19 protein-coding genes are annotated in these 24,211 nt (G+C 64.9%); 15 read left to right on the top strand and 4 right to left on the bottom strand.

Annotated elements, in window-relative coordinates; genetic code table 11:
* Positions 1–75 precede the first annotated feature (75 nt).
* The 3 genes from acnA to D6B98_RS33580 all read left to right on the top strand — a co-directional run bounded on the left by acnA (position 76) and on the right by D6B98_RS33580 (position 4,734).
* Complete coding sequence (gene acnA / locus D6B98_RS33595) at positions 76–2,796, top strand: aconitate hydratase AcnA (RefSeq protein ID WP_126261306.1); 2,721 nt, start codon at positions 76–78, stop codon at positions 2,794–2,796.
* Positions 2,797–3,032: 236 nt separating this feature from the next.
* Positions 3,033–3,809, top strand: a complete 777-nt coding sequence (locus D6B98_RS33590) for a DUF1223 domain-containing protein (protein WP_126261305.1) — start codon at positions 3,033–3,035, stop codon at positions 3,807–3,809.
* A 556-nt stretch (positions 3,810–4,365) separates the two neighbouring features.
* Entirely contained in the window at positions 4,366–4,734 is a 369-nt protein-coding gene (locus tag D6B98_RS33580) for a DUF2794 domain-containing protein (protein WP_126261303.1), read from the top strand.
* A gap of 148 nt (positions 4,735–4,882) precedes the next feature.
* Here D6B98_RS33580 and D6B98_RS33575 read toward each other — a convergent pair whose 3' ends face one another.
* From D6B98_RS33575 to D6B98_RS33560, 4 genes are all read right to left on the bottom strand, one after another.
* Complete coding sequence (locus D6B98_RS33575) at positions 4,883–5,413, bottom strand: GNAT family N-acetyltransferase (protein ID WP_126261302.1); 531 nt, start codon at positions 5,411–5,413, stop codon at positions 4,883–4,885.
* A 217-nt stretch (positions 5,414–5,630) separates the two neighbouring features.
* Entirely contained in the window at positions 5,631–6,422 is a 792-nt protein-coding gene (locus D6B98_RS33570) for a Bax inhibitor-1/YccA family protein (RefSeq protein ID WP_126261301.1), read from the bottom strand.
* A gap of 281 nt (positions 6,423–6,703) precedes the next feature.
* Positions 6,704–9,274, bottom strand: coding sequence for an ABC transporter permease (locus tag D6B98_RS33565; protein ID WP_126261300.1), 2,571 nt, complete (start codon positions 9,272–9,274; stop codon positions 6,704–6,706).
* Positions 9,271–9,993 carry an ABC transporter ATP-binding protein gene (locus tag D6B98_RS33560; protein WP_126261299.1) on the bottom strand — a complete coding sequence of 241 codons (723 nt, stop codon included), beginning with the start codon at positions 9,991–9,993 and terminating at the stop codon, positions 9,271–9,273. The genes D6B98_RS33565 and D6B98_RS33560 overlap by 4 nt, the downstream gene beginning before the upstream one ends.
* 55 nt (positions 9,994–10,048) lie before the next feature.
* On the opposite strand from D6B98_RS33560, the gene D6B98_RS33555 reads away from it, so the two are divergent.
* From D6B98_RS33555 to D6B98_RS33500, 12 genes are all read left to right on the top strand, one after another.
* The gene (locus D6B98_RS33555; RefSeq protein ID WP_164719043.1) at positions 10,049–10,684 is read left to right on the top strand and encodes an arylesterase; all 636 of its coding nucleotides are present in this window, start codon (positions 10,049–10,051) and stop codon (positions 10,682–10,684) included.
* A 171-nt stretch (positions 10,685–10,855) separates the two neighbouring features.
* Positions 10,856–11,392, top strand: a complete 537-nt coding sequence (gene thpR, locus D6B98_RS33550; RefSeq protein ID WP_126261297.1) for an RNA 2',3'-cyclic phosphodiesterase — start codon at positions 10,856–10,858, stop codon at positions 11,390–11,392.
* 208 nt (positions 11,393–11,600) lie between these two features.
* Positions 11,601–12,788: a cell division protein ZapE gene (gene zapE, locus D6B98_RS33545; protein WP_126261296.1), complete on the top strand. Its 1,188-nt coding sequence runs from the start codon at positions 11,601–11,603 to the stop codon at positions 12,786–12,788.
* A 251-nt stretch (positions 12,789–13,039) separates the two neighbouring features.
* A complete protein-coding gene (gene mdh / locus D6B98_RS33540) occupies positions 13,040–14,008 on the top strand; it encodes a malate dehydrogenase (protein ID WP_028133274.1) in 969 nt (322 codons plus the stop codon).
* A 204-nt stretch (positions 14,009–14,212) separates the two neighbouring features.
* Positions 14,213–15,409: an ADP-forming succinate--CoA ligase subunit beta gene (gene sucC, locus D6B98_RS33535; RefSeq protein ID WP_126261295.1), complete on the top strand. Its 1,197-nt coding sequence runs from the start codon at positions 14,213–14,215 to the stop codon at positions 15,407–15,409.
* Positions 15,410–15,413: 4 nt separating this feature from the next.
* Complete coding sequence (locus tag D6B98_RS33530; RefSeq protein WP_126261294.1) at positions 15,414–15,893, top strand: DUF1579 family protein; 480 nt, start codon at positions 15,414–15,416, stop codon at positions 15,891–15,893.
* A gap of 33 nt (positions 15,894–15,926) precedes the next feature.
* Entirely contained in the window at positions 15,927–16,811 is an 885-nt protein-coding gene (gene sucD / locus D6B98_RS33525) for a succinate--CoA ligase subunit alpha (protein ID WP_126261293.1), read from the top strand.
* 137 nt (positions 16,812–16,948) lie between these two features.
* Positions 16,949–19,918: a 2-oxoglutarate dehydrogenase E1 component gene (locus D6B98_RS33520; protein ID WP_126261292.1), complete on the top strand. Its 2,970-nt coding sequence runs from the start codon at positions 16,949–16,951 to the stop codon at positions 19,916–19,918.
* 160 nt (positions 19,919–20,078) lie between these two features.
* Positions 20,079–21,314, top strand: a complete 1,236-nt coding sequence (gene odhB, locus D6B98_RS33515; RefSeq protein ID WP_126261291.1) for a 2-oxoglutarate dehydrogenase complex dihydrolipoyllysine-residue succinyltransferase — start codon at positions 20,079–20,081, stop codon at positions 21,312–21,314.
* A gap of 52 nt (positions 21,315–21,366) precedes the next feature.
* Positions 21,367–22,128 carry an SDR family oxidoreductase gene (locus D6B98_RS33510; protein ID WP_126261364.1) on the top strand — a complete coding sequence of 254 codons (762 nt, stop codon included), beginning with the start codon at positions 21,367–21,369 and terminating at the stop codon, positions 22,126–22,128.
* A gap of 57 nt (positions 22,129–22,185) precedes the next feature.
* Positions 22,186–23,586: a dihydrolipoyl dehydrogenase gene (gene lpdA, locus D6B98_RS33505; protein ID WP_126261290.1), complete on the top strand. Its 1,401-nt coding sequence runs from the start codon at positions 22,186–22,188 to the stop codon at positions 23,584–23,586.
* Positions 23,587–23,620: 34 nt separating this feature from the next.
* Entirely contained in the window at positions 23,621–24,151 is a 531-nt protein-coding gene (locus tag D6B98_RS33500) for a hypothetical protein (protein WP_126261289.1), read from the top strand.
* The last annotated feature ends 60 nt before the right edge of the window (positions 24,152–24,211 follow it).

The following is a 24,211-nucleotide window of genomic DNA, read 5'->3' as shown; positions in this document are numbered from 1 at the left end:
TGCAAGCGGCCCAGCCTGATACGCTGACGGTGTTAAGATACCCTGCCGGGTATAGCTAACAATTGGGATTCCTACATGACCTCGCTCGACAGCTTCAAATGCAAAAAGACCCTCAAGGTCGGCGCCAAGACCTACGTCTATTACAGCCTGCCCACGGCCGAGAAGAATGGTCTGAAGGGGATTTCCAAACTTCCCTATTCGATGAAGGTCCTGCTCGAGAACCTGCTGCGCAACGAGGACGGCCGTTCGGTCAAGAAAGAGGACATCGTCGCCGTCTCCAAATGGCTGCGCAAGAAATCGCTGGAGCACGAGATCGCGTTCCGCCCGGCGCGCGTGCTGATGCAGGATTTCACCGGCGTGCCCGCGGTGGTCGACCTCGCCGCGATGCGCAACGCGATGCAGAAGCTCGGCGGTGATGCCGAAAAGATCAATCCCTTGGTGCCGGTCGACCTCGTCATCGACCACTCCGTGATCGTGAACTTCTTCGGTGACAACAAGGCCTTCGGCAAGAACGTCACCGAGGAATACAAGCAGAACCAGGAGCGCTACGAGTTCCTGAAGTGGGGCCAGAAGGCGTTCTCGAACTTCTCCGTCGTGCCGCCCGGCACCGGCATCTGCCACCAGGTCAATCTCGAATATCTGGCCCAGACGGTCTGGACCAAGAAGGAGAAGATGACGGTCGGCAAGAAGACCGGCACTTTCGAGGTGGCCTATCCTGATTCGCTCGTCGGCACCGATTCCCACACCACCATGGTCAACGGTCTGGCCGTGCTCGGCTGGGGCGTCGGCGGCATCGAGGCGGAAGCCTGCATGCTCGGCCAGCCGCTGTCGATGCTGCTGCCCAATGTCGTCGGCTTCAAGCTGAAGGGCGCGCTGAAGGAAGGCGTCACCGCCACCGACCTCGTGCTGACCGTGACGCAGATGCTGCGCAAGCTCGGCGTGGTCGGCAAGTTCGTCGAGTTCTTCGGCCCCGGCCTCGACCATCTCTCCGTCGCCGACAAGGCGACCATCGCCAACATGGCGCCCGAATACGGCGCGACCTGCGGCTTCTTCCCGGTGGACGCCGCCGCGCTCGACTACCTCAAGACCTCCGGCCGCGCCTCGGCGCGCGTCGCGCTGGTGCAGGCCTATGCCAAAGCGCAGGGCCTGTTCCGCACCGCCAAGTCGCCCGATCCGGTGTTCACGGAAACGCTGACCCTCGACCTCGGCGACGTCGTGCCGTCGATGGCGGGCCCGAAGCGTCCCGAAGGCCGCATCGCGCTGCCAACCGTCGCGGAGGGTTTCTCGCTTGCGCTCGGCAGCGAGTACAAGAAGGCCGAGGAGCCCACCAAGCGCTTCCCGGTCGAAGGCAAGAACTTCGATATCGGCCATGGCGACGTCGTGATCGCCGCGATCACCTCCTGCACCAACACCTCGAATCCGAGCGTCTTGATCGGCGCCGGCCTCTTGGCGCGCAACGCCGCGGCGAAGGGCCTCAAGGCCAAGCCGTGGGTGAAGACCTCGCTCGCCCCGGGCAGCCAGGTGGTGGCGGAATATCTCGCCAATTCCGGCCTGCAGCCCCATCTCGACAAGGTCGGCTTCAACCTGGTCGGCTTCGGCTGCACCACCTGCATCGGCAATTCCGGTCCGCTGCCTGAGGAGATCTCGAAGTCGATCAACGACAACGGCGTTGTCGCGGCCGCCGTGCTCTCCGGCAATCGCAACTTCGAAGGCCGCGTCTCGCCGGACGTGCAGGCCAACTATCTGGCCTCGCCGCCGCTGGTCGTTGCCTACGCGCTCGCCGGTAGCGTCACCAAGAATCTCGCCAGCGAGCCGCTCGGCGAGGGCAAGGACGGCAAGCCGGTGTATCTGAAGGACATCTGGCCGACGACGAAGGAGATCAACGCCTTCATGAAGAAGTTCGTGACCGCGTCGATCTTCAAGAAGAAATATGCCGACGTGTTCAAGGGCGACACCAATTGGCGCAAGATCAAGACGGTCGAGAGCGAGACCTATCGCTGGAACATGTCTTCGACCTACGTGCAGAACCCGCCCTATTTCGACGGCATGAAGAAGGAGCCGGAGCCGGTCACCGATATCGTCGAGGCGCGCATCCTCGCCATGTTCGGCGACAAGATCACCACTGACCACATCTCGCCGGCCGGTTCGATCAAGCTCACCTCGCCCGCGGGCAAATATCTCAGCGAGCACCAGGTGCGTCCCGCCGACTTCAACCAGTACGGCACGCGCCGCGGCAACCACGAAGTGATGATGCGCGGCACCTTCGCCAACATCCGCATCAAGAACTTCATGCTCAAGGGCGCCGACGGCAACATTCCGGAAGGCGGCCTCACCAAGCACTGGCCCGACGGCGAGCAGATGTCGATCTACGACGCCGCGATGAAGTATCAGGAAGAGAAGGTGCCGCTGGTGGTGTTCGCCGGTGCCGAATACGGCAACGGCTCCTCGCGCGACTGGGCGGCCAAGGGCACGCGTCTGCTCGGCGTGCGCGCCGTGATCTGCCAGAGCTTCGAGCGCATCCATCGCTCCAACCTGGTCGGTATGGGCGTGCTGCCGCTGACCTTCGAGGACGGCACCTCCTGGTCCTCGCTCGGCCTGAAGGGCGACGAGAAGGTCACGCTGCGCGGCCTCGTCGGCGACCTCAAGCCGCGCCAGAAGCTGACCGCGGAGATCGTCTCCGGCGACGGCTCGCTGCAGCGCGTTTCGCTGCTCTGCCGCATCGATACGCTGGACGAGCTCGACTACTACCGCAACGGCGGTATCCTGCACTACGTGCTGCGCAAGCTCGCGGCGTAAGCGCGGATTTGTGAACGATGGCTCACTGCGAAGTGAGTAGAAGACTGAACGAAGGCGGCCTATCACAAGGCCGCCTTCGCGCGTTTGCGGCATGCTCCAGATGGGCCCGCCGGGCGGAAAACCTCCCCTTTGGACGGTTCGCCCGGACGGTCGGGTGTGCTGCGCCCCGTAAGACTACGGTGACCATCCGGCGATAAGATCTCCCTTCCCACGAGCAATGGTGTGCGGCGTTCGACATGACAACAATGACGGCTTCTCATCTGGTTTCACGTTGGTCCGGTGCTCTCTGGTCGGGCGCTCTCGGCATCTGTGCGATCGTCGCCGTCATTCGTCCTGCCGAAGCCGAGCCCCGCGCCGTTGTCGAATTGTTTACCTCGCAGGGCTGCTCGTCCTGTCCGCCCGCCGACCAGATCATCGGCGATCTCTCGAAAGATCCGTCGATCATCGCGCTGAGCATGCCGATCGATTATTGGGACTATCTCGGCTGGAAGGACACGCTGGCGGATTCGCGTTTCTCTGCGCGGCAGCGCGCCTATTCGAAGATGCGCGGCGACCGCGAGGTCTATACCCCGCAGGTCGTGGTCAACGGCTCCACCCATGTCGTCGGCAGCGATCGTGCCGGCATCGAGAATGCGATCGGCAAGACCGACAAGGGGACGGGCGTGATGAGCGTGCCGGTGACGATGTCGCTCGCGGGCAAGCAGATCAACGTGTCGGTCGCCGCGAGCAACGAGCCGGCCGTCTCGCATGGCGAGGTCTGGATCTGCTCGATCGCCAAGTCGGTGCCGATCGCGATCACCCGCGGCGAGAATCGCGGGCAGCAGGTCACCTATCACAACGTGGTGCGCAACCTGCTCAAGGTCGGTGACTGGACCGGCCGTCCGGAAAGCTGGACGGTGCCGATCGAGAACCTCACGCGCGATGGCGTCGACGGCGCGGTGGTCTACGTCCAGGACGGCAGCCGCGAACGACCGGGCCCGATGCTCGGCGCAGCGTACACCTCGCTGCATTGAAGGCGCAGAGGTCTCAAGACAATCAGCCTCTCGTCATTCCGGGGCGCGCCACTTGGCGCGAGCCCGGAATCCATCGATCCACTTGCTGAGACGAGAAATGGATTCCGGGCTCGCACTTCGTGCGCCCCGGAATGATTGAGACAACGGAAACCTCCCGCCACAAACAAAAAAGGACCAACTTGCGTTGGCCCTCCTTGTCGTGCGTACAGACCCGATCCTGTTCGACCCCGGGGGGCTGGGGGCTGAGGAATCCGGAACCGAAAGGACCGGGTCAACGCACGCGAATCTTTTCGCAGTGCAGGGCGGCAGTCGCTAGGCGGAAAAGCGGCGATACTATGATTCCTGCTAACGATCCCGTGACGGTTTGCCGCGACAGAGTTCCACCTTTGCGTGTGCCGGAAATCGCACCCGATTCGACCGGTTGAAAGCAGGCACCGGGTTCCATCAAGGGCCCTTGCGGGGAGGAACGGTTGGCGCAATCATGTCCTTGTCATGATCCGGTTCCGGGGACGGTTCGCGGGACCTGGGGTAAAGTCGTGCGATGAGGAGGCTCTCCATGAGTCTGATGTCGGAGGATGCCGATCCGAGCGAGCAGCGCGCGGCGGCGCGCCCCGCCGCGAATGCGCAACCGAGCAGGGTGACGTTCAACCGGCTCGAGCTGCACCGTATTCTCAATCTCTATGGGCGCATGGTCGCCGACGGCGAATGGCGCGACTACGCCATCGACTTCCTGAAGGACCGCGCCGTTTTCTCGGTCTATCGCCGCGCCTCGGAAGTGCCGATCTATCGCATCGAGAAGGACCCGCGCCTGGTGCGCAAGCAGGGCATGTACAGCGTGATCTCGGCAACGGGCCTGATCCTGCGCCGCGGCCACGAGCTGGAGCGGGTGCTGCTGGTGATCGATCGGAAGCTGGCGGTGGTTTAGACGGACAAAGTGCCGTAGTGGCGTAGGGTGGGCAAAGGCGCAAAGCGCCGTGCCCACGTCCTTTTTCGATCGCCGCAAATCGTGGGCACGCTTCCGCCTTCGCTCTTCGAGCTACGGCGGACAAGTCGCTTTGCCCACCCTGCGAGACCTACTTCCCCGGCACCGTTGTCGCGCCCTCGCCGAGGTCGCGCTGCATCATCACCGTATCCAGCCAGCGGCCGAATTTCAGCCCGACATTGGGATGCGTGCCGATCATCCTGAAGCCGCCCCTGGTGTGCACGCCGATCGATCCGGCATTGGCGGAATCGCCGATCACCGCGATCATCTGGCGGAAGCCGCGCGCCTCGCATTCGGCAACCAGCCGCTCCAGCAGCAACGAGCCGATACCGCGGCGGTGGAAGGAAGGATCGAGATAGATCGAGTTCTCGACCGTGAAGCGATAGGCCGGCCGCGGCCGATAGGCGCCGGCATAGGCGTAGCCGGCCACGCGTCCCTCGATAATGGCGACGAAATAGGGATAGCCGCCGTCGATCAGCGTGCGGTAGCGGCGCGTCATCTCGGCGAGATCGGGAGGCTCCAACTCGAACGTCGCGGTGCCCTCGCGGACGGCCTGCTGATAGATGGCGGTGATGGCGGGAAGGTCGGCCTCGGTGGTGGGCCTGATTTCGGGTGCGGACATGGGGGGAGATTAGAGGGTTCCGGGAGGCGCTGGAAGGGCCCCGGCGGCCTCAGCACCGTCATTGCGAGCGAAGCGAAGCAATCCAGAAATGCATCCGCGGAGGGACTCTGGATTGCTTCGTCGCAAGGGCTCCTCGCAATGACGGGGATAGACCACAGCCCAAACAAAAACCCCGGCCTCGCGGCCGGGGTTGGTGTCGTTCGCTCTGGTCCGTCGCCTACTCGCGCTGGCCGAGCAGCTGCAGCAGCAGCGTGAACAGGTTGATGAAGTTCAGGTACAGCGACAGCGCGCCGGTAATGGCCGAACGCTCTGCGATGTCACCGCCGGCCGACGCATAGCCGTAGATGTAGTCGTTCTTCAGCCGCTGGGTATCCCAGGCGGTGAGGCCCGAGAACACCAGCACGCCGACCACCGACACGATGAACTGCAGCATCGAGCTGGCCAGGAACAGGTTCACCAGGCTGGCGAGAACGATGCCGATCAGGCCCATGAACAGGAACGAGCCCATGCCGGTCAGGTCACGCTTGGTGGTGTAGCCGTAGAGGCTCAGCGCGCCGAAGGTCGCCGCGGTGATGAAGAACACCCGCACGATCGAGGTGTGCGTGAACACCAGGAAGATCGACGACAGCGAGATGCCCATCAGCGCCGCGAACACCCAGAACAGGACCTGGGCGGTCGAGGGGGCGAGACGGTTGATGCCCGCCGAGATCACGAACACCATGGCGAGCGGCGCGAGCATGAACAGCCACTTCAGGGGGCTGACGAACATGGCGTAGCCGAACGGCGTCAGGAACAGCTTGCCGACGCGGACCGCGTCCGCCGTCGGAACGTCGGTCACGGCGGCCATGTAGACGCCGAGCGCGGCAAGGCCGGTGATGGCCAGGCCAATGCTCATGTAATTGTAGATGCGCAGCATATAGGCGCGCAGGCCGGCATCGACCGTCGCGGCGTCAACACGCCCGGCGGCCCTGCCGAAAGGAGAAGCGTAGTTACGGTCTAGGTCCGACATGGTCGAATTCCCGTTGGTTGGTCCGGTCCGGCACGAGGGTCGCCATGCCGCCGGTTCGTCAAATTCTATCTCGGATACCGACACCAGCCGACTAAATTTTGGCTAACGATCGGGGCTCCGAACCCACTCGATATGTGGGAAACTAACACATTCGCTGCAACCTTCCACGCGCGGCTGAATGTCGCCCTTGGCGGCAATCCTGACGCGAACCTGACGAGCAGTCGTGGTTAATCGCGGGAATCGTGCGATTCCGCATCCGTGCTGCCCCCCGCTACATTTTGTCACAAATTCCGCAACACCGTGGCGGGCTTCTTGTTCAACGCCAGCAGCGTGCCCGCGAGCCCGAGCCCGACGGTGACGACGAGCGCGGCCGCCACGACCCCGGCCGCGCTGCCGGCCTGCCAGACGAAGCTCAGCGTCATCAGCCGCGTCACGATCATCCAGGCCGCGACGCTGCCGGCGATCACGCCGAACAACGCGGTGGCGAGCCCGATCAGGAGGTATTCGAGCGCATAGGCGCCCAGCAGCCGCAGCCGCGTCGCGCCCAGCGTCTTCAGGATCACGGCATCGTAGACCCGGTGGCGATGACCGGCGGCGAGCGCCCCGCCCAGCACCAGGATCGCCGAGATCAGGGTCACCGCGCTGGCGCCACGAATCGCCAGCGCCAGATTGGTCACCACCGAGCCGACCGTCTCCATCACCTCGCGCACCCGCACGCTCGTCACCATCGGATAGGCATCGGCGACCTGCTTGATGATCTTGCCGTCGGCTGTCGCATTCCCGCCAGGTTCCGTCAGTGTCGCGATATGGGTGTGCGGCGCGCCCTTGAAGGCGTTCGGCGAGAACACCAGAACGAAGTTGATGCCGAGTCCCTGCCAGTCGATGGTGCGCAGATTGCCGATTTTGGCCGGGATGTCGCGGCCGAGCACGTTGACCACGATCTCGTCGCCGAGCTTGAGGCCCAGTCCGTCGGCGATCTTCTTCTCCATCGAGACCAGCGTCGGGCCGGAATAATCGGCGCTCCACCATTCGCCCTCGACCACCTTGGAGCCTTTGGGCAGCTCGGCGGTATAGGTCAGGCCGCGGTCGCTCTGCAGCACCCATTCGGAATCGGTCGACGGCTTGAGCTCCTCGGCGCGCAGCCCGCGCGCGGCGACGATGCGTCCGCGCAGCATCGGCACGTCCTCGACCTTCGCGCCGGGCGCGATCTTGCGAAGATAGTCGTCGAACGGTGCGGCTTGGGCGCTCGGAATGTCGATGAAGAAGAACGACGGCGCCTGATCGGGGAGGGCCGCCAGGAACTGCCGCCGCAGATTGCCGTCGATCTGGGTGATGGTGACGAGCACGGCGAGCCCGAGCCCCAGCGACAGCACCACCGAGGGCGTCAGCGCGCCCGGCCGGTGAATGTTGGCGATCGCGAGCCGCAGCATCGGCAGCCGCGTCCGCGGCAGCCGCCGCGCGATCGCCATCAGCAGGGCGGCAATGCCGCGCAGCAGCGCGAACACGACGACGGAGGAGGCCACGAACACCGCGGCGATCCGCTTGTCGAAGGAGAGCCCGATCACCACGGTGATCAGCAGCGCGATCACCACGCCCATGAACACGACATAGCCCGCGCGCGGCCGGTGCCATTCCGAGCTGATGGTGTCGCGGAACAGCGCCGCCACTGGCACGTCGTGGACGCGTCCGAGCGGCCACAGGCCGAAGGCCAGCGCGGTCAGGAGGCCGTAGACGAACGACAGCGCGAGCTCGTCGGCATGCACGGCCGGCACCACCGGCAGCGGCAGCAGCTTGCCGAACAGGCCGACGATGGCGAACGGCATGGCGGCGCCGAGCGCAAGGCCGATCGCCGAGCCCACGCCCGCGAGCACGAGAACCTGCGCCAGATAGATGCCGAACACGTCGCGACCGGTGGCGCCGACGGCCTTGAGGGTCGCGATCACCTCGAGCCGGCGGTCGATATGGCTCTTCACGGCATTGGCGACGCCGACACCGCCGACCAGCAGCGCCGCGAGGCCGACCAGGGTCAGGAACTGGGTGAAGCGGCTGATGTTGCGTTCGAGCTGCGGCGAAGCGTTGGAGCGGCTGCGGATCTCCCAGCCGGCCTGCGGCGCCGCGCTGCGCGCATCCGCGATGAAGGCTTCGGTGGCGCGCTCGTTGTTGGCGGTGTCAGGCAGCTTCACCCGGTAGACCCAGCGCACCAGGCTGCCGGGCTGGATCAGGCCGGTGGCGCGCAGCGCGGCCTCGCTGATCAGGAAGCGCGGGCCGAAACCGATGCCGCCGGCGAGCTTGTCGGGCTCGGCTTCAACCGTCGAGCGGATCTGGAAGGTCGCCGAGCCGATCGTGACACGGTCGCCGGTCTTCAGCGACAGCCGCGCCAGCAGCGTCGGGTCGGCTGCCGCGCCGAACGCGCCGTCGCGCTCCGCGAGCAGGTCGGACATGGGCAATTGTGGCGCCAGCGTCAGCCGGCCCAGCATCGGGTAGGTGTCGTCGACCGCCTTCATCTCGACCAGTGCGAGCTGACCGTCGGCCGCGCGCGCCATGCCGCGCAAGGTGGTGGCGGTCGACACCGTGCCGCGCGAGCGCAGGAAGGCGACCTCCTCGGGTTTCGCTTCGCGCTGGAACAGCACGAAGGAGACGTCGCCGCCGAGCAGCGTCCGGCCCTCGCGGGCAAGGCCGTCGGAGAGACTCGCCGATACCGAGCCAACGCCGGCGATGGCCATGACGCCGAGCGCGATACAGGCGATGAAGACGTAGAAGCCGCGCAGGCCGCCGCGCAATTCCCGCAGCGCGTAACGCAGCGACAGCGCGACGCCGCCCGGCTTGGCGAACGGTTCGGCCGCCGTGCTCATGCCGGTGCAGACTGCGTGTCGATGCGGCCCGAGCGCAGGCGGATCACGCGATCGCAGCGATGCGCCAGCGAGGAATCGTGCGTCACCAGCACCAAGGTCATGCCGCGCTCGGCGTGCTTGCTGAACAGGAGGTCGACGATCTGTTGTCCGGTGGCCTCGTCGAGATTGCCGGTCGGCTCGTCGGCGACGAGGATGGCGGGATCGGGCGCCAGCGCGCGGGCCAGCGCGACGCGCTGCTGCTCGCCGCCCGAGAGCTGCGTCGGATAATGATGCAGGCGGTCGCCGAGCCCGACGGATTGCAGCTCCTCTGCCGCGCGCTTGGCGGCATCGGGATTGCCGGCAAGCTCGAGCGGCACCGCGACATTCTCCAGCGCGGTCATGGTCGGGATCAAATGAAAGGACTGGAAGACGATGCCGACCTGGCGGCCGCGGAAGCGCGCCAGCGCGTCCTCGTCGAGGGCATTGAAAGGCGTCCCTGAGACCACCACCTCTCCGCTATCAGGACGCTCCAGCCCCGCCATCACCATCAGCAGCGTTGATTTGCCCGAGCCTGACGGGCCGATCAGGCCGACCGTCTCGCTCCGGCCGACTCGCAAGCTGATATCCTTGAGGATGTGAACGCGTGCCGCGCCCGTGCCCAATGAGAGATTGACGTTGGAGATGGCGATGGTGTCCGCCGAAGCGACGGCGAGCGAAGAGGTATCGATGCGAGTGTCCATGGTCCGGTCATATGGCAACTCCGATAGCGCGGTCGAGAGGCGTTACGGATTGTTCATGCACATAGCCGTGTTGATGCTCGCCTTCATGACAATGGCGAACCCGGCTTGGGCGGAGGCGACAAGACCGATCAAGCTCGTCGTTCTCGGCGATTCCCTGAGCGCCGGTCTCGGCCTGCCGGCTCAGGACGCGTTCCCACAGAAGCTAAAAAAAGCTTTGCAGGCCAAGGGCATAGCGGTCGACATGACCAATGCCGGGGTGTCCGGCGACACCACCTCGGGCGGCCGCGACCGGCTCGACTGGTCGGTCCCCGAGGGAACCGACGGGGTCATCGTCGAGCTCGGCGCCAACGACGCCTTGCGCGGCCTCGATCCCGATCTGGCGCGTGCCGCGCTCACCGACATCGTCCAGCGGCTCAAGGCGCGCAAGATCGCGGTGATGCTGTGCGGCATGCTGGCGCCGCCGAATTACGGCGCCGATTATGCCGCGCGATTCAATTCGATTTATCCGGATCTGGCAAAAAAATTCGACGTGCCGCTCTATCCTTTCTTTCTCGAGGGCGTTGCGGCCGACGCCAAGCTCAACCAGGCCGACGGCATTCATCCGACCGCGGCCGGCGTCGATATCATCGTCAGCAACATCATGCCCGCCGTGCAGGCATTCCTTGGCACGATCGCTGAGCAACGGCGTTGAAAGCAGGCAGCGCTCGCCGTAATTCCCAGGGTTTTACCGGGGTGAGGCGCGGCATGCTTCGCAGAGTCACACAACTGCGATAGGAATCAAGGTACCGGTGATTCGTCGCCGGCTCTGATTTGGATATGATCCTGCTCAGGGATCGTACCCAAGCATCGGGAGTGCGAAACGATGCCGCGTTTGTTCACGGGTCTGGAAATTCCGGCCGAGATCGGCCAGGCGCTTTCCAACTTGAGAGGAGGCCTTCCCGGCGCCCGCTGGATCGATCCCGAAAATTATCACGTCACCTTGCGCTTCATCGGCGATATCGACGGCGTCTCCGCCAACGAGATCGCCTCGATGCTGTTTCGCGTCGACCGCAAGCCCTTCGAGGTCAAGGTGCAGGGCCTGACCAGTTTCGGCGGCCGCAAACCGCGCGCCGTCGTTGCGACCATCGCGCCCAGCAAGCCGCTGATGGAATTGCAGGCCGAGCTCGAACGCATGATGCAGCGGATCGGCCTCAATCCCGAAGGTCGCAAATACATCCCTCATGTGACGCTGGCCCGGCTGTACGATGCCACCGACCGCGACGTCGCCGACTATCTCTCGCTGCGCGGCTATTTCCCGAGCAAGGCGTTCATGGCCGAGCGCTTCGTGCTGTTCTCCTCGCGCGCCTCGACCGGCGGCGGCCCGTATGTCGTGGAGGACGCCTACGAGTTGTGTGCGTAGCTACCGCTCTCGTGCCCCGGACGCAGTGCGCCACGCCGTGGTGCACTGCTGAGCCGGGGCCCATCGCTCCACGACCGATGTACGAAACAGTGGGTCCCGGCTCTGCGCAGCGTCACTTCGTCCGCAGCGCGTCCGGGACACGGAACGCATAGCGCCCCGCACCAATTGACGGCTTGCAATTTGCCGCGGTCTCTGGCGGTAAAGGGCCATGCTCTCGACCCCCAGTTCCCCCTTCAGCGATGCCTATCAGGCCCAGATCGCCTCAGGTGCGATCGAGCCCGATGCTGCGCAGGCGGAGGTCGCCGAGGCCTATGCCGCGCTGGACCTGCGGCTTGCGACCTACAGCCCCAAACGCAAGCAGGGCCTGCTTAGTCGCCTGTTCGGCGGCGGTGACAAGGACGATGTGCCGCGCGGGCTCTACATCCATGGCGAGGTCGGTCGCGGCAAGACCATGCTGATGGATCTGTTCTTCCAGCACTCCGATGTCGAGCACAAGCGCCGCGCGCATTTCCACGAATTCATGGCCGACGTGCATGAGCGCATTTACGACTATCGCCAGAGCATCGCGCGCGGCGAGATCGCCGACGGCGACGTCATCGCGCTGACGGCGAATGCGATCTTTGAGGAGAGCTGGCTGCTCTGCTTCGACGAATTCCACGTCACCGACATCGCGGATGCGATGATCCTGGGACGCCTGTTCGCCAAATTGTTCGAGCTCGGCACCGTCGTGGTCGCGACCTCCAACGTGGCGCCCGACGATCTCTACAAAGGCGGCCTGAACCGGTCGCTGTTCCTGCCCTTCATCAAGCAGATCACCGACCACATGGACGTCGCGCGGCTCGATGCGCGCACCGATTTCCGGCTGGAGAAGCTGCAGGGCGTGCCGATGTGGCTGACGCCGGCGGATGGCGATGCGGACGCAGCGCTCGATCGCGCCTGGTTGCGGATGTCCGGTGGCGCCAAATGCCGGTCGCGCGACATCTCGATCAAGGGCCGCATCCTGCACGTGCCGTGCTCTGCTCACGGCGTCGCGCGGTTTTCGTTCGCCGACCTCTGCGAGAAGCCGCTCGGCGCATCGGATTACCTCAGGCTGGCGCACGACTATCACACCATCCTGGTCGACCATATTCCAGTGATGGACCTCTCCCAGCGCAACGCCGCCAAGCGCTTCATCACGTTGATCGACACGCTCTATGACAATGCGGTGAAGCTGATGGCCTCGGCCGACGCCAACCCGATCTCGCTGTACCTCGCCCATGAGGGCGTTGAGGCCATGGAGTTCAAGCGGACCGCCTCGCGCCTGATCGAGATGAGCTCGGAATCCTATCTGGCACTGGCTCACGGCCGCAAGGATTCCACCGCCAGCGGCTCCACCAAGGGCCTGGTGGAGACTTAAGTCCTATTTGTGCCAGCGCTGTCATTCCGGGGCGTCGCGAAGCGGCGAGCCCGGAATCCATCCATCGGCGCGCTCTGTCGCCCGATGGATTCCGGGTTCGTGCTTCGCACGCCCCGGAATGACGAGGATGTGGCTGGCTGCTATCGCGGCAAGCCCGACAATTGGGCATTGGGCGACTTGAACGGGGGAGGCGAAAGGGATAACCACCCGTCTCAGTTTCCCCTCCTTACGTGTCTAAAGGACAGGCTCACATGGCGCGCGACAAGATTGCTTTGATTGGCTCCGGTCAGATCGGCGGAACGCTGGCTCACCTCATCGGCCTGAAAGAACTGGGCGACGTCGTGATGTTCGACATCGCCGAGGGCGTGCCGCAGGGCAAGGCGCTCGACATCGCGCAGTCCTCGCCGGTCGACGGTTTTGACGCGCATTACACCGGCGCCAATTCCTACGAGGCGCTCGACAATGCCAAGGTCTGCATCGTCACCGCCGGCGTGCCGCGCAAGCCCGGCATGAGCCGCGACGACCTGCTCTCCATCAACCTCAAGGTCATGGAGCAGGTCGGTGCCGGCATCAAGAAATACGCTCCCGACGCCTTCGTCATCTGCATCACCAATCCGCTCGACGCCATGGTCTGGGCGCTGCAGAAGGCTTCGGGCCTGCCGCACAAGAAGGTCGTCGGCATGGCCGGCGTGCTGGATTCGGCGCGCTTCCGCTACTTCCTGGCCGACGAGTTCAACGTCTCGGTCGAGGACGTCACCGCCTTCGTGCTCGGCGGCCATGGCGACACCATGGTGCCGCTGGTGAAGTATTCCACCGTCGCCGGCATTCCGCTGCCCGACCTCGTCAAGATGGGCTGGACCTCGCAGGCGCGGCTCGATGAGATCGTCGACCGCACCCGCAACGGCGGCGCCGAGATCGTCAACCTGCTCAAGACCGGCTCGGCCTTCTACGCGCCGGCTGCCTCGGCCATCGCGATGGCCGAGAGCTATCTGCGTGACAAGAAGCGCGTGCTGCCCTGCGCCGCCTACCTGAACGGCGAATACAGCGTGAAGGACATGTATGTCGGCGTGCCCGTCGTGATCGGCGCCAAGGGCGTCGAGCGCGTCGTCGAGATCGAGCTTGCCGGCAAGGACCGCGAGGCCTTCGACAAGTCGGTCGGTGCCGTCCAGGGCCTGGTCGATGCCTGCAAGAAGATCGCCCCCGATCTTCTCGGCCGCTAAGGCGCAAGACACTTCCCGCCGAAGACCGAAAACCCGGTCTTCGGCGGTTTCATTTCCAGAGCCCGTGTCCGGGCGGGCTCCGGTTCGGCAGTCCAGATCGATGTCAGAGAATCCGGGTTGCAGTTCCTGTGGTATATGGTATGCCAGCCACAAGACTGAGGTGGGCCCTAGAGGTCACCGCCCGCGGGTTCAGGGAGCGACCATATGAATATCCATGAATATCAGGCCAAAGCGCTGCTGGGTGAGTTCGGCGTGCCGATCTCCAAGGGCGTCCCGGTCCTCAAGGCCGCAGATGCGGAAGCCGCCGCCAAGGCCCTGCCGGGCCCGGTCTATGTGGTGAAGAGCCAGATCCATGCCGGCGGCCGCGGCAAGGGCAAGTTCAAGGAAGCCAGCGCCGGCGACAAGGGCGGCGTCCGCATCGCCAAGTCGGCCGCAGAGGTCTCCGAGTTCGCCAAGCAGATGCTGGGCGCGACGCTGGTGACGATCCAGACCGGCCCCGCCGGCAAGCAGGTCAACCGCCTCTACATCGAGGACGGCTCCGACATCGACAAGGAATTCTATCTTTCGCTCCTGGTCGACCGCGAGACCTCGCGCGTCTCGTTCGTGGTGTCGACCGAAGGCGGCGTCAACATCGAGGACGTCGCGCACAATACACCTGAGAAGATCGTGACCTTCTCGGTCGATCCCGCCACCGGCATCATGGGCCACCACGGCCGCACGGTCGCGAAGGCGCTGAAGCTCTCCGGCGATCTCGCCAAGCAGGCCGAAAAGCTCACCGCGCAGCTCTATGCGGCCTTCGTCGCCAAGGACATGGCGATGCTGGAGATCAACCCGCTGGTGGTGACCAGGCAGGGCCAGCTCCGCGTGCTCGACGCCAAGGTGTCGTTCGACGACAACGCGCTGTTCCGTCACCCCGAGGTGCTCGCGCTGCGCGACGAGACCGAGGAAGACGCCAAGGAAATCGAGGCGTCGAAGCACGACCTCAACTACGTCACCCTCGACGGCAATATCGGCTGCATGGTCAACGGCGCCGGTCTCGCCATGGCAACGATGGACATCATCAAGCTCTACGGCATGTCGCCCGCCAACTTCCTCGATGTCGGCGGCAGCGCCAGCAAGGAGAAGGTCGCAGCCGCCTTCAAGATCATCACCGCCGATCCCAACGTGAAGGGCATCCTGGTCAACATCTTCGGCGGCATCATGAAGTGCGACGTGATCGCCGAGGGCGTCACGGCGGCGGTTCGCGAAGTCGGCCTCAACGTGCCGCTGGTGGTTCGCCTCGAAGGCACCAATGTCGAGCTCGGCAAGAAGATCATCGATGAATCCGGACTGAACGTCGTTGCGGGCGACAATCTCGACGATTCCGCGCAGAAGATCGTGAAGGCCGTCAAGGGAGGCTAAGGCCATGGCCCAGGACCATCTCGCCGCATCATCTCCGCTACCCGAGCATGCGCGCCTCGCCGCGTTCGCCGGCGAATGGGATGGCGAAGAGATGGTCTACCCGTCGCGCTGGACCGCGGGCGGGCCGGCCACATCGCGCACCGTCGCGCGCATGGACCTCAACGGATTCTACCTGATCCAGGACAGTGTCCAGATGCGTGACGGCAAGCAGATCTTCGCCACCCACGGCATCTTCAGCTACGACCGCGACGACCGGACCTACAAATTGTTCTGGTACGACTCGCTCGGTTACACGCCGCCCTCGCCCGCCTCCGGCGGCTGGGTCGGCAAGACCCTGACACTGGTGCGCGGCTCGCTCCGCGGCAATGCGCGCCATGTCTACGAGATCATCGACGACAATTCCTATTCGTTGAAGATCCAGTTCTCGCCGGACGCGGAAGGCTGGGCCGACGTCCTCACCGGCGTCTACCGCCGCATCCACTGACCTCTCACTCGTTAGTTCGCGAAAGCAGACCTCATGTCCATCCTGATCGACAAGAACACCAAGGTCATCTGCCAGGGCTTTACCGGCAAGAACGGCACCTTCCATTCCGAGGCCGCGATCGCCTACGGCACCAAGATGGTCGGCGGCACCTCGCCCGGCAAAGGCGGCGCCACGCATCTCGGCCTGCCGGTGTTCGACACCGTGCGCGAGGCGCGTGAGAAGACCGGCGCCGACGCCTCGGTGATCTACGTGCCGCCGCCGGGCGCGGCGGATGCGATCTGCGAAGCCATCGACGCCGAAATCCCGCTGATCGTCTGCATCACCGAGGGCATTCCTGTCCTCGACATGGTGCGGGTGAAGCGCTCGCTGCTCGGCTCCAAGTCGCGCCTGATCGGGCCGAACTGCCCGGGTGTCATGACCGCAGGCGAGTGCAAGATCGGCATCATGCCCGCCAACATCTTCAAGACCGGCTCGGTCGGCATCGTCTCCCGGTCCGGCACGCTGACCTATGAAGCCGTGTTCCAGACCTCCCAGGAGGGCCTCGGCCAGACCACCGCGGTCGGCATCGGCGGCGACCCGGTCAAGGGTACCGAGTTCATCGACGTGCTGGAGATGCTGCTGGCCGACCCCAAGACCGAATCGATCATCATGATCGGCGAGATCGGCGGCTCCGCCGAGGAGGACGCCGCCCAGTTCCTCAAGGACGAGGCCAAGCGCGGCCGCAAGAAGCCGATGGTCGGCTTCATCGCCGGCGTCACCGCCCCTCCGGGCCGCCGCATGGGCCATGCCGGCGCGATCATTTCGGGCGGCAAGGGCGACGCCGGTTCCAAGACCGAGGCGATGAAATCGGCAGGGATTACAGTGTCTCCGTCGCCCGCCCGCCTCGGCCACACGCTTGCCGAAAAGTTGAAGGGATAATTCACTTCTTCGTGCTTTTCCGGGCGAAGTTTCGCAGCAAATAGGGTAAAGGGTGCCTGTCGCGCCGAGCCTCTGCCGGGGAGCTCGGTGCCAGCGCCGTTTGTTATGCGCGAACCAAAATCGCCAGGAACTCCAGTATGTCTCGCCAGGACGCGAACGCAGCCTTTGCCTTGTCTTCCTTTTTGCAGGGCACCAACGCCACCTACATCGACGAAATCTACGCCCGCTACGAGAAGGACCCGTCCTCGGTCGACGCCGAGTGGCAGGAGTTCTTCAAGAGCCTCAACGACCAGCCGGCTGACGTCCGGAAGAACGCGGAAGGCCCGTCCTGGGAGCGCGACAACTGGCCGCTGACGCCGCAGGACGATCTCACCTCCGCGCTCGACGGCAACTGGGCGGAAGTCGAGAAGGCGGTCGGTGCCAAGATCGCCGCCAAGGCGCAGGCCAAGGGCGGTGACAAGGGCGCCGCCCTCTCCTCCGCCGACCTGCTCCAGGCGACGCGCGATTCCGTCCGCGCCCTGATGCTGATCCGCTCCTACCGCATGCGCGGTCATTTCCACGCCAAGCTCGATCCGCTCGGCATCGAAGCCCAGCGCAACCGCGAAGAGCTCGATCCGCGCACCTACGGCTTCAGCGAAGCCGATTTCGACCGCAAGATCTTCCTCGATCACGTGCTCGGCCTCGAATACGGCACGCTGCGCGAGATCACCGCGATCTGCGAGCGCACCTATTGCCAGACGCTCGGCGTCGAGTTCATGCACATCAGCAACGCCGCGCAGAAGGCCTGGATTCAGGAGCGCATCGAGGGACCCGACAAGGAGATCTCGTTCACCCGCGAAGGCCGCAGGGCCATCCTGATGAAGCTGGTCGAAGCCGAAGGCTTCGAGAAGTTCTGCGACACCAAGTTCACCGGCACCAAGCGCTTCGGCCTCGACGGCGGCGAGGCGCTGATCCCGGCGCTCGAGCAGATCATCAAGCGCGGCGGCAATCTCGGCGTGAAGGAGATCGTGCTGGGCATGCCGCATCGCGGCCGTCTCAATGTGCTGACGCAGGTGATGGCCAAGGCGCACCGCGCCCTGTTCCACGAGTTCAAGGGCGGCTCGGCCAACCCCGACGCGGTCGAAGGCTCCGGCGACGTCAAGTATCACCTCGGCGCCTCCTCGGACCGCGAGTTCGACGGCAACCGCATCCATCTGTCGCTGACCGCAAACCCCTCGCATCTCGAGATCGTCGATCCCGTGGTGCTCGGCAAGGTGCGCGCGAAGCAGGACCAGCACGGCGATCCGCCGGACATGCGCATCTCCGTGATGCCGCTGCTGATGCACGGCGACGCCGCGTTCGCCGGCCAGGGCGTGGTCGCCGAGTGCTTCGGCCTGTCCGACCTGAAGGGCTACCGCACCGGCGGCTCCGTGCACTTCATCGTCAACAACCAGATCGGCTTCACCACCTATCCGCGCTACTCGCGCTCTTCGCCCTATCCGTCGGACGTGGCGAAGATGATCGACGCGCCGATCTTCCACGTCAACGGCGACGATCCGGAAGCGGTGGTGTTCGCGGCCAAGGTCGCGACCGAGTTCCGGCAGAAATTCCACAAGCCCGTCGTCATCGACATGTGGTGCTATCGCCGCTACGGCCACAATGAGGGCGACGAGCCGGCCTTCACCCAGCCGGTGATGTACAAGCGGATCGCGGCCCATCCCTCGACCCTCACGCTCTACTCCAAGCGCCTGATCGCCGAAGGCGTGGTCACCGAGGGCGAGGTCGACAAGCTGAAGGCCGACTGGCGCGCCCGGCTCGATGCCGAGTTCGAGGCCGGCACCTCCTACAAGCCGAACAAGGCCGACTGGCTCGACGGCAAGTGGTCCGGCTTCAAGATCGCCGACCAGGAAGAGGACGCCCGTCGCGGCGTCACCGGCGTCGACCTTCCGATCCTGAAGGACATCGGCCGCAAGATCACCAAGGTGCCGGACGGTTTTCGCGTTCACCGCACCATCCAGCGCTTCCTCGACAACCGCGCCAAGGCGATCGACACCGGTGCCGGCATCGACTGGGCGACCGGCGAAGCGCTGGCGTTCTGCACGCTGCTCCAGGAAAACCACCATGTCCGTCTGTCCGGACAGGATTCCGAGCGCGGCACCTTCTCGCAGCGCCACTCGGTCCTGATCGACCAGGAGGACGAGAGCCGCTACACGCCGTTCAATCATCTCGGCAGCGAGCAGGGCCATTACGAGGTCATCAACTCGCTGCTGTCGGAAGAGGCCGTGCTCGGCTTCGAATACGGCTATTCGCTCGCCGAGCCGAACACGCTGACGCTGTGGGAAGCCCAGTTCGGCGACTTCGCCAACGGTGCGCAGGTCGTGTTCGACCAGTTCATCTCCTCGGGCGAGCGCAAATGGCTGCGCATGTCCGGCCTCGTCTGCCTCCTGCCGCACGGCTATGAGGGCCAGGGACCGGAGCATTCCTCGGCGCGCCTCGAGCGTTTCCTGCAGATGTGCGCCGAAGACAACATGCAGGTGGTCTACCCGACCACGCCGGCGAACTACTTCCACGCGCTGCGCCGCCAGCTGCACCGCGAGATCCGCAAGCCGCTGATCATGATGACGCCCAAGTCGCTGCTGCGTCACAAGCGGGCGGTGTCGCGTCTCGAGGAGCTGGCCAAGGGGACGACCTTCCACCGCATCCTCTATGATGACGCCCAGATGCTGCCGAGCGAGGCGATCAAGCTCGTTCCGGACGAGAAGATCCGCCGCATCGTGCTCTGCTCCGGCAAGGTCTATTACGACCTCTACGAGGAGCGCGAGAAGCGCGGCATCGACGACATCTATCTGATGCGCGTCGAGCAGCTCTATCCGGTGCCGCTGAAGGCGCTGGTGGCCGAGCTGTCGCGCTTCAAGAAGGCCGAGGTGGTGTGGTGCCAGGAAGAGCCCCGCAACATGGGTGCCTGGCACTTCATCGAGCCCTATCTGGAATGGGTGCTGAACCAGGTGAACGGCGCGAGCCGGCGTCCGCGTTATGTCGGCCGCGCCGCTTCCGCCGCGACCGCCACGGGTCTGATGTCCAAGCATCAGGCGCAGCTGAAGGCGTTCCTGGACGAAGCACTGAGCTGAAAAGTTTTAGAATGCTGTCATTGCCCGCGAAGGCGGGCAATCCAGTACGCCGTGACTTTCGTGATCATGACGAACGCCGCGGAGTACTGGATGCCCCGCCTTCGCGGGGCATGACGTATGAATTGATGACCGCATTGGCGATCTCCTTAAGGAAAAGACCATGACTGAAATTCGTGTGCCGACGCTCGGCGAATCCGTCACCGAGGCCACCATCGGCCGCTGGTTCAAGAAGGCCGGCGATCCCGTCGCCGTCGACGAGCCCTTGGTGGAGCTCGAGACCGACAAGGTCACCATCGAAGTGCCCGCGCCCTCCGCCGGCACGCTGAGCGAGATCATCGCCGCTGATGGCGCGACGGTTGCCGTCGGCGCGCTGCTTGGCCAGATCACCGATGGTGCCGGTGCTGCCAAGCCCACTGCCGCGCCCGCCAAGCCTGCCGCTGCTGCGGCGCCCGCCGCTGCTGCACCGGCTCCGGCCGCGAAGGCGGCCCCGGCCGATGCCCCGCTCGCACCGTCCGTGCGCAAGCTCTCCGCCGAGACCGGCATCGACGCCTCCACCGTTCCGGGCTCCGGCAAGGACGGCCGCGTCACCAAGGGCGACATGTTGGCGGCGATCGAGCGCGCGGCCTCGGCGCCGACCCCGGTCAACCAGCCCGCCGCCGCCGTGCAGGTTCGTGCGCCGTCGCCGGCCGATGACGCCGCCCGCGAAGAGCGCGTCAAGATGACCCGGCTGCGCCAGACCATCGCGCGCCGCCTCAAGGACGTGCAGAACACCGCGGCCATGCTGACGACCTTCAACGAGGTCGACATGACCAACGTCATGGCGCTGCGCGCGCACTACAAGGACGCGTTCGAGAAGAAGCACGGCGCCAAGCTCGGCTTCATGGGCTTCTTCACCAAGGCCGTCGTGCAGGCGCTGAAGGACATTCCGGCGGTCAACGCCGAGATCGACGGCACCGACCTGATCTACAAGAACTATTATCACATCGGCGTCGCCGTCGGCACCGACAAGGGCCTCGTCGTCCCCGTGGTGCGCGACTGCGACCACAAGTCGATCTCCGACATCGAGAAGAGCATCGCCGATTTCGGCCGCCGCGCCCGCGACGGCCAGCTCAAGATCGACGAGATGCAGGGCGGCACCTTCACCATCACCAATGGCGGCATCTACGGCTCGCTGATGTCGACCCCGATCCTGAACGCGCCGCAGTCCGGCATCCTCGGCATGCACAAGATCCAGGAGCGGCCGATGGTCGTCGGCGGCAAGATCGAGGTCCGCCCGATGATGTATCTGGCGCTGTCCTACGATCACCGCGTCATCGACGGCAAGGAAGCCGTCACCTTCCTGGTTCGCGTCAAGGAGAGCCTGGAAGACCCGGCGCGCCTGGTGCTCGATCTCTGATCCCTGATGCTCTGCGAGCGCCGTCGCCATGCGCGGCGGCGCGTGTCGAACCATGGAGGCGCGCGTGACGGATAAGGTCGTTGTCATCACCGGCGGCAGCCGCGGCATCGGGCGGGCAACCGCGATCGCGGCGGCCGCGCGCGGCTTCCGCGTCGTGGTCGGCTATGCCAGCAACAAGACGGCCGCCGACGAGGTGGTCGCGCAGATCGAGGCCAGCAACGGCAAGGCCATCGCGGTGAAATGCGATGTCGCCGAGGAAAGCGACATCCTCGAATTGTTCAAGGCCGCCGACAAGTTCGGCACGCTCGGGGCGCTGGTCAACAATGGCGGCATCGTCGGCCAGAGCGGCGTGCGCGTCGACGAGATGTCGGCCGAGCGCATCCAGCGCGTGCTGGCGGTCAACGTCACCGGCTCCATCCTCTGCGCGCGCGAGGCGGTGAAGCGGATGTCGACCAGGCACGGCGGCAAGGGCGGCGTCATCGTCAATCTGTCGTCGGTCGCGGCCAGGCTCGGCGCCCCCAACACCTATGTCGACTACGCCGCCTCCAAGGGCGCGGTGGATTCCTTCACCATCGGTCTCGGCTACGAGGTCGCGGCCGAGGGCATCCGCGTCGCCGCGATCCGTCCCGGCCTGATCGATACCGAAATCCACGCCGCCGGCGGCGAGCCCGATCGCGCCCATCGTCTGGCCCACATGGTGCCGATGAAGCGCGTCGGCACCGCGGACGAAATCGCCAATGCCATCGTCTGGCTGATGTCGGACGAGGCGTCTTACGTCACCTCAGCCATTCTCGATGTGTCCGGCGGGCGCTGACGCGCCGGCGGACGCTGACACACCCTCATCACGGCAAACCTTACGGGACTTTCTCTCATGGCTACCTACGATCTCGTCGTCATCGGCACCGGACCGGGCGGTTATGTCTGCGCGGTGCGCGCCAGCCAGCTCGGCATGAAGGTCGCCGTGGTCGAAAAGAACGCCACCCTCGGCGGCACCTGCCTCAATGTCGGCTGCATGCCGTCGAAGGCGCTGCTGCACGCCTCCGAGATGTTCGAGGAGGCCGCGCACTCCTTCGCCAAGATGGGCGTGTCGGTCTCGTCGCCGAAGCTCGATCTGCCCGCGATGATGAACTTCAAGCAGCAGGGCATCGACGGCAACGTCAAGGGCGTCGAATTCCTGATGAAGAAGAACAAGATCGACGTGCTCAAGGGCACCGGCAAGATCTTGGGGACCGGCAAGGTCGAGGTCTCCGCCGACGGCAAGTCGCAGGTGATCGAGACCAAGAACATCGTCATCGCCACCGGCTCGGATATCGCACGCCTCAAGGGCATCGAGATCGACGAGAAGCGCATCGTGTCCTCGACCGGCGCGCTGTCGCTGGAGAAGGTGCCGGGCAGAATACTGGTCATCGGCGCCGGTGTGATCGGGCTCGAGCTCGGCTCGGTGTGGCGCCGACTCGGGTCCGAAGTCATGGTCGTCGAATTCCTCGATCGCATCCTGCCTGGCATGGACGGCGAGATCGCCAAGCAATTCCAGCGCATCCTGGAAAAGCAGGGATTTGCATTCAAGCTCGGTTCGAAGGTCACTGGCGTCGAAGTGAACAGCAAGGCACTGCTTGCGAAAATCGAGCCGGCTGCGGGTGGCGCGGCCGAGACCATCGAGGCCGATGTCGTTCTCGTCTGCATCGGCCGCGTGCCGTACACCGACGGGCTGGGCCTGAAGGAAGCCGGCGTCGCGCTGGACGCGCGCGGCCGCGTGCAGATCGATCCGCACTTCGCCACCAGCCTCAAGGGCGTCTATGCCATCGGCGACGTCGTCGCAGGCCCGATGCTTGCGCACAAGGCCGAGGACGAAGGCGTCGCGGTGGCCGAGATCATCGCCGGCCAGGCCGGCCATGTGAATTACGATGTGATCCCGGGCGTCGTGTATACCACGCCGGAAGTGTCCTCCGTCGGCAAGACCGAGGAGGAGCTGAAGCAGGCGGGCATCGCCTATACCGTCGGAAAGTTTCCCTTTACCGCCAATGGCCGCTCCAAGGTCAATCAGACCACTGACGGCTTTGTGAAGATTCTCGCAGACGCGAAGACCGATCGCGTGCTCGGCGTGCACATTATCGGCCGCGAAGCCGGCGAAATGATCCATGAGGCGGCCGTTCTCATGGAGTTTGGCGGCAGCGCGGAAGATCTCGCGCGCACCTGCCACGCGCATCCGACCCGCTCGGAGGCCATCAAGGAGGCCGCGCTTGCAGTCGGCAAGCGGGCCATCCATATGTAGCCACGCGCCCAGCGCCGAATAGGGCGGGAAACACATGCTGCGCCGCGTTCTTCAACCGCTCTGGGTCCTGCTTGCGATCATCTTCCTGATCGAAGCCTGGCTGTGGGACCATCTCGAACCGATCGTTGCCCGGGTCGTCGCAGCCATCCCCTTGGCGCGCTTCAAGCAATGGCTGACGGAGCGCGTCGACGCTCTGTCGCCGGCCATGACGCTGATCGTGTTCGCCGTCCCCGTCGTGCCGCTGTTTCCGCTCAAGCTCGTGGGCCTCTGGCTGCTCGCGCACGAATACTGGACCAGCGCGGTCTTCATGATCGTGTTCGCAAAGCTGGTCGGCGTCGGTGTCACCGCCTTCGTGTTCGACGTGACGCGCCACAAGCTGCTGGAGATGCACTGGTTCGAGCGGATCTACGAGCTCGTGCTGAAGATCCGTGCCAAGGCCGCCGAGCTGGTCAACCCGGTCAAGCAGCGCATCCGCGAGCTGATCGCCGGCAACGGGCAGGGGTGGTCCGTTCGCACGCTTCGCCTGATCCAGCGTTTCAGGAAGAGCGTGCACGAGGCGCGGTGAGCGCCGGAGGGGCGCGGCTTTATCCTTCGTCATTGCGAGCGCAGCGAAGCAATCCAGAGT

This window comes from Bradyrhizobium sp. LVM 105, from assembly GCF_003957705.1.
Lineage (GTDB): Bacteria > Pseudomonadota > Alphaproteobacteria > Rhizobiales > Xanthobacteraceae > Bradyrhizobium > Bradyrhizobium frederickii.
This window is presented reverse-complemented; position numbering and strand designations above follow the sequence as displayed.